This window comes from Myroides odoratimimus (assembly GCF_030326305.1).
GTDB classification, from domain to species: Bacteria; Bacteroidota; Bacteroidia; order Flavobacteriales; family Flavobacteriaceae; genus Flavobacterium; species Flavobacterium odoratimimum_A.
Window position 1 is genome coordinate 1 of record NZ_JACAKB010000053.1, and the last position, 9,084, is coordinate 9,084.

At 33.4% G+C, this 9,084-nt stretch carries 7 protein-coding genes and 1 pseudogene; 2 read left to right on the plus strand and 6 right to left on the minus strand.

The features are described from left to right. Window positions 1-767: 767 nt before the first annotated feature. Window positions 768-1,478 (minus strand): LytR/AlgR family response regulator transcription factor, encoded by a 711-nt coding sequence (locus HX049_RS17770; protein WP_286417665.1) that lies wholly within the window; start codon window positions 1,476-1,478, stop codon window positions 768-770. Then, window positions 1,475-2,317, minus strand: a complete 843-nt coding sequence (locus HX049_RS17775; RefSeq protein WP_286417667.1) for a sensor histidine kinase — start codon at window positions 2,315-2,317, stop codon at window positions 1,475-1,477. The genes HX049_RS17770 and HX049_RS17775 overlap by 4 nt, the downstream gene beginning before the upstream one ends. A 339-nt stretch (window positions 2,318-2,656) precedes the next feature. Between HX049_RS17775 and HX049_RS17780 the strand changes: the two genes are divergently transcribed. After that, window positions 2,657-3,586 (plus strand): DUF5694 domain-containing protein, encoded by a 930-nt coding sequence (locus HX049_RS17780; protein ID WP_286417669.1) that lies wholly within the window; start codon window positions 2,657-2,659, stop codon window positions 3,584-3,586. 117 nt (window positions 3,587-3,703) lie between these two features. After that, window positions 3,704-4,528 carry a DUF5694 domain-containing protein gene (locus HX049_RS17785; RefSeq protein ID WP_286417671.1) on the plus strand — a complete coding sequence of 275 codons (825 nt, stop codon included), beginning with the start codon at window positions 3,704-3,706 and terminating at the stop codon, window positions 4,526-4,528. A 245-nt stretch (window positions 4,529-4,773) separates the two neighbouring features. Here HX049_RS17785 and HX049_RS17790 read toward each other — a convergent pair whose 3' ends face one another. The 4 genes and pseudogenes from HX049_RS17790 to HX049_RS17805 all read right to left on the minus strand — a co-directional run. Then, complete coding sequence (locus HX049_RS17790) at window positions 4,774-6,480, minus strand: bifunctional alpha/beta hydrolase/class I SAM-dependent methyltransferase (protein ID WP_286417673.1); 1,707 nt, start codon at window positions 6,478-6,480, stop codon at window positions 4,774-4,776. Between the two features lie 23 nt (window positions 6,481-6,503). Beyond that, window positions 6,504-7,793 (minus strand): phosphatase PAP2 family protein, encoded by a 1,290-nt coding sequence (locus HX049_RS17795; RefSeq protein ID WP_286417675.1) that lies wholly within the window; start codon window positions 7,791-7,793, stop codon window positions 6,504-6,506. Further along, window positions 7,775-8,530 carry an SDR family oxidoreductase gene (locus tag HX049_RS17800; RefSeq protein WP_286417676.1) on the minus strand — a complete coding sequence of 252 codons (756 nt, stop codon included), beginning with the start codon at window positions 8,528-8,530 and terminating at the stop codon, window positions 7,775-7,777. The genes HX049_RS17795 and HX049_RS17800 overlap by 19 nt, the downstream gene beginning before the upstream one ends. Then, window positions 8,527-9,084, minus strand: a pseudogene (locus tag HX049_RS17805) (patatin-like phospholipase family protein); the annotation flags it as partial. The gene HX049_RS17800 and the pseudogene HX049_RS17805, both read right to left, overlap by 4 nt.

The following is a 9,084-nucleotide window of genomic DNA, read 5'->3' on the forward strand; positions in this document are numbered from 1 at the left end:
CAAGAAGCGACGAAAATGGTTCGTAGGATTATGGGATTATCCTTTAGATCTACCTTTAAATATCCCTAATGCGTAATTTGGGATAATTCAAAGTGTAAAAGTGGAATAGGGGGATAATGTTTGAAATTGGTCAGCTTTTATAGTTTGTTCTTCTTATCAAATGTAATAGCTTGCAATAACCAAACAAATTAAAAACGATGAGAGATTGATAGAGTAGAATTGCCCTTATCTTTTTATCAATCTTTCGTTATTATTTTTCTTTCTTTAGAAAAGGAAACAATTACAATTAAAGTGTTAAGAAATTTTTAGAAGGTTACAGTGATGTAGCCTTTTTTTAATTCTTATTTGTCTGCGTATACTTCATTAGATATAAAACATTGAAATGAGTTAGTATTCTTCTAATTACATTTGATATCTATATTTATTTTGAATTGGCATCAAGTAATTTTACCTCACATAGTTCATTATTGTTGTTTTAAAATTAACTCAACACTTAGAAGGTGATCCGAAAGATCATCTTCTTTTTTTGTATCCAGAATGTTCTTATAGTAAAGAGTTATACGGTATTTAATTGGTATGAGTCCGTAGTGAGTCCGTTATTTTGGATATTTTAACGGAGTCACTATGGATGCATATTATATTTAGTATTGAAGTATATAAAAGCAAGTAGTATGAAAACTACAAGAATAGTAAGATAGATTAAATGCTCAATAGAATAAGAAGTATACTAGATTTATATGAGGAAGTAATCAATTAGAAGTAAGTACTTATTCTTTCAAGAGTTGACCTAATACCGTTTTTTTATAAGTCTCTCCTATAGGGATGATGGCCTTATCTATATATAGTCTATTGCGCTCTATAGCATCTAAGTGTTGTTTGTTGATAATAAAAGATTTATGTACACGGATAAATAGGTGACTAGGTAGCTTATCTTCCATCTCCTTTAAAGTACATAGTGTGATAAGACGTTCGTTCACGAGATGTAATACCAAATAATCTTTTAACCCTTCTATGTATTTTAAATCATTAAAGAGTACTTTAATATGTTTACCATCTGTTTTGATAAATAAGTGATTCTCTTGATCTATTTTTGGAGGAGTTGTCACTATATTATTCTGTTGTATAATGGGAGATGTCTTCTGTATACTTTTAAAGAATCTCTCGTAGGTAATCGGTTTTAATAGATAATCGATTACATTATGCTCATACCCTTCTAATGCGTATTGGTTATAGGCTGAGGTGATGATGAAGTAGGTCTTTCTACCCAGTAGATTCATGATTTGCAACCCTGTTAGTTCAGGCATTTGTATATCGATGAAGCACAGGTCTACGTCTAACTGTTGTAATTCAGTTAAAGATGTTAATGCAGAGGTAGAACTCCCGACTAGCACTAGCTGAGGAGACTTCTGTACATAATCGCTTAGTAAGGCTACCGCTAAGGGCTCATCATCTAGTATATAGCATCGGATAGTACTCATAATTCAATGGATAGTTGGCAAGTAAAGATATTCTCTTCTTCTGTAATATTCAAGGTATGTTTATTCGGAAATTGTAAATCTAAGCGTTTATGGATATTGGCTAGACCTATTCCACTAGTTTTATCCTTGTTATAATTGTTAGTCTTGTTCTGAGTATGTATTTCAAGTAGATTATTGTGCTGTTTAATCGTAATTGTAAAAGGATGTTCTTGATCCGTCAATATTCCATGTTTAAAACCATTTTCGATAAAAGGCAATAGCAATAATGGAGGAATGAGTAGACTAGGGTTTTCTATATCGATATACACGACTATATTCGTCTGCCCTGCGATACGCATCTTCTCTAGGTCAATAAAATCTTGTATATAGTTGATTTCTTTTTGAAGTTCTATGTGATCTGTATCCGTTTCATAAGTCATGTATCGCATGAGTTGACTTAGTTTATCTATAGCAGGGAGCGCCTGTTCAGACTTCTGATAGACTAAAGAATAGATATTATTTAGTGTATTAAAGACGAAATGAGGATTTATTTGTGATTTTAAAAAGCGCAGTTCTACTTCATTCTTTTCTTGTTTTATGATCTGATTTAATTGTAGACTGCGTACTAAGTGGATAATAATGTAAGTAACTGAAGCAATAAAGATAGGAGCTAGGCTGAAGTAGATATTGTCAAAAATATAGTACCATGTAGGTGTACCTACGAAGTAATTCTGTGTACCCCATATCCATACTGTGATTACTTGTTCTATTAAAGCTCTTATAACAACAAAAAAAACAAATGATATAGCCCAACCTAAGAATACTCTCTTCCAGCTAAATTTCTGTATAATACGTGGCATTATAAACAAATAATGAAAGTAAAATATGGTTGCGAATATGATTATAAATGTATTATTAAATAAGGAGAAGTCTGTAAAACTAAAGAAATAAGGAGCTTTATAATCAACATGTACATATCTAGTATAGATGATAATAAGCTATAAAATTAGGTGTAATTGTATTTCTTTTTTTCTAGATAGCACTTCTATAGGTTGCATAATATTTGTTTTTTGTAAATCTATAAAAACTTAGTTTTTAAATAAAGAGTGTTCATCGGATAAAATAGAGTGTTGGTCGAAAAAAATGCAATATTTATATTGTAGAGTTGCATTTTTGATAGATAACTAAAAAATGGAATAATGATAAATAGGTTGATATGTTTTTTGGGAATATTAATGGTATCCCAAATAGCAAATGCTAGTGTAGCAAAAAGAATAAACTTGGAAGCGAAGATAGAAAATAAGGTTTTAAAAAAAGAACCTAATACCATTACTTCAGTATTATATAATACAGGGCATAAAAATAAAGTATTGATGATAGGAACTTTTCATTTTCATCTAATACAATCTCAGTTAGGGATAGATTTAGATATTACAACTAAAGAGAACCAAAAAGAATTAGAAGAAATAATAAAGCAAATAGAAGCTTATAAGCCTACAAAGATATTTGTAGAATGGGAATTTAGTAAACAAAGAGAATTAGATGAGCTATATAAACTTTATTTAAAGGACAAGTCATTTCATCTTATTAAAGAAAGGTATGGGAAAAACGAAACAAAATATTTTAATAGTGAAGTTCAGCAATTAGGCTTTAGACTGGCTGATGCTTTAAATCATCAAAAACTATATGCATTTGATTATTTCCTAAACGAGCCCAATGATACAATTATGAAAGCAATCCAAAAAACAAATCAGATAGATTTAATGAATGAAATTCAAGCTGATTTAGGTGAATATGGGCAATTATTAATCTCTAAGTTTCAACAGGATAAATCTCTTCAGGAATTATTATTATTCTTTAATAGTAGTTCATTTGAAGATAGATTAAATATGGGGTATATCAGCTTATTTAATAAAGTAGGTAGTATAGAAGATTTCTCAGGAGCTTATTTTGTATCAGAAAGATTTAGACGTAATCTATACATGTATTCTTTAATACAAAAACAGTTGGATAAATCAGATGAGAGAATAGTCGTTATCGTAGGGGGGCAACATTCTGCAGGCATCAGGGAGTTTGTTAAACATGACAAAGCTTTAGAGGAAGTGGAGTTACCTAATATTCTGAGATAAAAGTGTCTTTATGTGCTGTGTTCATCGGATAAAATAGAGTGTTGGTCGAAAACGTAAAAAGAGAAAGCGCTTACTATTTCATCTTTGTCCTGTAATCAAAACAAACAAATTAAAAGTATGAAAACTAAATTATTCAGTTTATTAGCGATGTGCTTATTAGGAGGACAAATAGTAAATGCTCAAATAAATGAGGATTTAAAATTAGAGAAACGTATTCCAGTATTGAATATGGGAACTTTTCACATGGGATTTACATCAGATTCAAATAAGACTGAATTTGATGAGAATGACGCTAAGAATAAAGCGATGGTACACGAAGTGGCAAGAGCCATAGCAGAGTTTAAACCTACGGTAATCGTATTAGAGCAAAAGGCAAATACTATGGACGTTTTAAATGAATTATACCAATCGTATATAAAAGATCCTAATATAAAAATAGTTGACCCTAATGAAGTACATTTATTGGGATTTGAATTAGGAAGATTAGCAGGAGTGAAGAAACTATATGGTATTGATTATAGCAAAGGATATAACTATATGGTGAGTAAGAATATCCCTGAGTATAATGACAAAGCAATTTATGATGATTATATAAACGTTGTTTTAAGACAATTAAGAGCTAGTGATGAAGGTTCTAATGTGCAAAAGATGTTATATAATACAAATACAAAGAAATCATTAGATGCTTATATCAATCTGAATGCTGATATGCTGACTCATGTGTCTTCACCAGGTAAGTCTGAAGGAGCAGATGAAGCTGCAAAGTACTATCACCGTAACTTAATTATGTATTCTAACCTAAATCAGATACCATTAACTGAGAATGATAGAGTATTTATTTTGATGGGAGCATCTCATACTGCATTCTTTAATATGTGGTTAGAGCGCAGTCCTAAGTATGAATTAGTAAACACATTAGATTATTTAAAGAAGTTTAAGTAATTAATTAGGAATTAGGAATTAGGAATTAGGAATTAGGAATTAGGAATTTTCTTGATTATGAACCTATATAAGGTAGAGACGACAATATTTTGCGTCTCACAGGGAACGGGCAACAGAAAACAGCGATTTCACAAAAAGACAAAACACCACCACCACAAAAGAGTTGATAAAAATACGTTAGGTTACTCGGAGTAATCTGAGTGGTAATAAAAAAAGCCCTCATCATCATTGAGGGCTTTTGTTATTTATGATTTGACAATCTTACCTACAGATACTGTGAATATACCATAGTTGTCGATTAACATATTCTGTTTAAATACGCTGTTATAAGCGAATAGTTTATCTAGTTCATACTGAGAGCGACGACGCATTACCCAGTCTGTATCTCTGTGACTCTTTAGTACAAAGGCAATTGTTTTTAATTGTGGATGCCATGGCTGTCCTGTGTACACAATCACACTGTTATTTGTTGCGATACTGCTTATACCTTTGATGGTATTGCAAATCATATCATTGTCATCAAACAACTCGAATATGCCAGAGATAATCGTGATATTCGGTTCGAAGTTGAACAGCGGATAGGTGTTTAGATCAAAACAATCATAGTTCGTAAAACGAATACCAGTTAGATTGTGCTGTTTGATATAAGCTTCACCTACTTCTATATTTGAACGTTTAAAGTCATTGACTACTATTTCTGCATCAGGATATTTTGCCTTAATGTCAAATAAGTAATTACCAGTACCTCCTGCTACGTCTAGTATCTTGATAGGTTGTCCTTGTTCTTGTAACAGGGCTATTTGTTTGTCTATTTGTTGTAATAGATGAACTTTTCGTTGGCGGATACCTGCCCATCCGATAGCCTTAAGGTAGTTCTTATCCATTATTTTACCGAAGCCTAGCTTTCCTTGAGGTATGTTTTTATACACATAGTCTAGAGAGATTCCAGAGTCAAAACCATATAACAGTCCTAATCGCATTCCTTCTGATAGAGGACCTATTACGCTTAATAGTTTCTTCTGGATTTTATAAAATAGCAATTCGACAGAAGGCAATAGACCAAATAACATTTGGTAGTACTCATCAGTGGTAAACTTATCCGCTTTGAGGTTGATTTTTACTTTAGGAGCAGTAAAACTCTTCTCCATAAACTTAGCGATGTCTTTATACACTTGTTCTCTTCCTTTTTCAAATAATATACCATGGAAGCTTTCTTTTAGTGTTTTAAACTCTCTTAAGTCACTACTTAGATTGTGAAAGAAGCGTTGTTGCCATTTGTTCTTTACTACATAGTCTTTCCCAGCTGAGAAGACAATAGTAGGTATAGTGATGGCAGCTGCATCATCTACAATGCGTTTTCCCGCATCTAATAAGTCTACAAGCATGCGCCCATTGATAAATTTCGTGATTAGCGGGTCACTATCGTAAGCGACCTGTTGATCTTTTTCATGAGTTAATACCTTAGACTTTACATAACTTGTCACAATCATATCTGGCTTAAACTTAGTGCCAAGTGCTATCATTTCTTTAGCCAAAGGAATGTATAATTTAATAGAGAATGCAGGAGCTAGTAGAGCCATACCTGCGATAGGTACAGCATAGTCATGTACCCATGCACTAGCGATTACCCCGGCGATACTATTGGCTACTACGAAAGTGTCGTGATAGTGTATTTGATAGGTATGGTTTAGGTAATGAGCGAAGGTATCTAGGTCTCGCACATAGTCCATGAAGTTAGGAGATACTTCCTGTTCTGTATATCCATGCCCTCTAAAGTCAAAACTAAATACGTTATAATTAGCAAATGGAGCACTCTGTGCAAACTCCGCTAAACGAGCAGAATGCTCATGTCCACGATGTAGGACAATCATTGTTTTTTGTCCTTCTTTGTAATTCCAAGCTCGATAAAATATAGCTGCATTATCAAAGCTAGTGAATGTTCCTTCTATCATATATTAGTGTTTTTTATAGCAATTTATAATTTAAAGATAGCGTTTTGATTAATAGATTGTATATAAGCCTGTGCATCTTTTTGTGTACAATCTGTATAATAAGCGTAAACTAAGGCGGCTATAGTCATGCTTCTAGACAGTCCCATAGCGCAGTGTATATAGATTACGGTATTATTTTTTTTGTTTTGATAAACGTTAATAATATGTGTTACAATACACTGAATATATTCTTGATTAGCCTGTCCTGTATCTAAAAGCGGATAAAAGTGATAGGTAGAATGGTGTAATAAATAGCTGTTCTCCTTCATCTCAGCAGATAGGTCATACGTTATTACTTCATTTGAATCAAAATGAGCTGAAGCTTCTTTAGAAGAAAGTAAAGACCCGATATATAGCTGAGGGATCATCTCCTTGACTTCTACTGGGTAATAGACTTTGTTTAGCCTTCTCAGAATATAATAAGTTGTGATATAAGGCAGTAGAACAAGGTATTTCCACAAGCTAATCTGTCCTTGTTTATCTTTGACAAAATAGATATTGTTTTGAATATAAGCTGTGCCTATATAGATAAGGTTAGTCGCTATCCAAATCAATAAAATAGAGGTATAACGCTCAAGTGAATAACAAACAATACCCAATAGCATAGTCGCTAAAACAAAGTATATTAAGCCTTTTTTAATATTGAGGTATAGGGCTTTCTCTTTGTTGGGTAGAAAGATAAAAGTGCCTAAACAAACTAGAATGGCTGTGATTAAGTCAATGGTGTGATGCTGATAGACAAATAGTGTAGAGAGCGCTACTAAGACAAGCCAGAAATGTAAGAAGACTTTGGTAAATACCTTAAATCTTCTAGTGTGTTCTACAACAGTCATAAACACAACTGCATAGGCTACATGTAGTGATGGAGCTTGATTATAATGGGTATCCCATGTCGTGATAAAGTCAAAAAGGGGGTTAAACAAAGCCACTGTATGCAAAGGTCTCTCTACTGTAAAATGAATAGGGAATACAATAAACCCAATAAAAGCGACTATAGTGACTGCTAACATACGTTTAGTCAGTAATCTCAATTGATAAATAGAATCTACCCAATAAAAAACGAGTAAGAAGAACAGCCCACTAGTAGTATAGGGAACGATCATCCATTCTATAAACGGGATATAGTGATCTATCGCTAAGGTGACAGACCAATCCAATGCTCTATATACAGAGTAATACTGTGCCATCATATATAAAATAATGAAGACAGCATAACAGAGAAGCATTGCTTTGGTTCGTTGTTTAAAAGTAGGAGTTATTTCTTCTTTTGCCATTTTGCTTTTTTGTGCATAATACGTTGTAATATTCCTTTAGGGAATAGCTGTAAACAGCGAATTAGTCGATACATCTTTTTAGGAAAGACTATAAGTTCTTTGCCTTGTGTAATATCAGTATAGATGATATCAGCTGCTTCTGTAGGAGTGATAACATATTGTTTTTTAGAAAGATCATCACTATTGAGGTCTAGTAGTCTAGGTGTAGCGACATAACCAGGGTGCACACTGATAACTTTAATCCCTTTATCCCTATAGGCGCGTTGATACGCTTTGGTAAGTGCTACTACTGCTTGCTTACACCTTGTGTAGATTGTTGCCTCATTATAGTCTAAAAAGGTAGAGATCGAAGCGATACAGACGATAGTTCCTCCATTGTTCTGCATACAGCATCTCGCTACTTCTAATGCATTTAGTGTGGCTTTGATATTATTGTCTATCATGGCATTGGTATCTTCCCATGAAATTTGCTCTAAGGCACTATCTGTATAATTACCTGCTCCAGCTATCAGTATATCAAGTCTTGTTTGGCTAAATGTGTTTATAACATCTCGTAGTTGAGGTAGATCTGTTGCGTCTACTGTATAGACAGCTAGGTTAGTATGTACAGCGAAGTCATGTCCTTCTTTATGAGGATTACGACTGCCGATACCTACGCGGTAACCCTCTTGTAAATAGCGCTGAGCTAATGCCCATCCCATCCCTGAAGTACCTCCTGTGATAAAGACATTTTTCATTGTTTTAATGCATTAAGGACTACTTGATATCCATAGTCAAATTGTCTAAATATCTGTTCTTTACAGTCTTCTTTAGAGATGGGTAATTGTATTTCTAAAGCAAACTTTCTCCAATTAATCTTACGACTTAGATAGCCTCCAGAGAGTTTTTGTCTCATATCACTAGTGTCTAATCTATTGGCTGTGATAGCTGCTGCTTGTTGAAGTCGATCATTTCCACTGTAGCCAAATACAGCTCTTACTAACCCTTCTTCCATAGCAGAATAAGGAGCTTTGTGTTCTAGCCATATTTCGCTACCTAGTGTAGTGGCTAATTCGAAAGGGATAAGGTCTATCGCTCCTCCTAAATACTGTTTACCTCTATACTGAGCAGGTGCCATATAGAACATATCAGATGTACTAATTCGCATCGCTCTTAAGGACTCTACTTCTAGAAGTAATTCTGTATCTCTCTCTACTGCACTATTTGTGTCAAATTTCTTAGTACACGACAAAATTATTAAATAGTTGATTTTAAGAGAAATAAAGGAAAGGATTATTTGTAAAAAAGGCTG

Bases quoted from the DNA above. Each gene is read 5' to 3' on its own strand.
- HX049_RS17770 (WP_286417665.1), bottom strand. From the start codon at position 1,478: ATGAGTACTATCCGATGCTATATACTAGATGATGAGCCCTTAGCGGTA.
- HX049_RS17775 (WP_286417667.1), bottom strand. From the start codon at position 2,317: ATGCCACGTATTATACAGAAATTTAGCTGGAAGAGAGTATTCTTAGGT.
- HX049_RS17780 (WP_286417669.1), top strand. From the start codon at position 2,657: ATGATAAATAGGTTGATATGTTTTTTGGGAATATTAATGGTATCCCAA.
- HX049_RS17785 (WP_286417671.1), top strand. From the start codon at position 3,704: ATGAAAACTAAATTATTCAGTTTATTAGCGATGTGCTTATTAGGAGGA.
- HX049_RS17790 (WP_286417673.1), bottom strand. From the start codon at position 6,480: ATGATAGAAGGAACATTCACTAGCTTTGATAATGCAGCTATATTTTAT.
- HX049_RS17795 (WP_286417675.1), bottom strand. From the start codon at position 7,793: ATGGCAAAAGAAGAAATAACTCCTACTTTTAAACAACGAACCAAAGCA.
- HX049_RS17800 (WP_286417676.1), bottom strand. From the start codon at position 8,530: ATGAAAAATGTCTTTATCACAGGAGGTACTTCAGGGATGGGATGGGCA.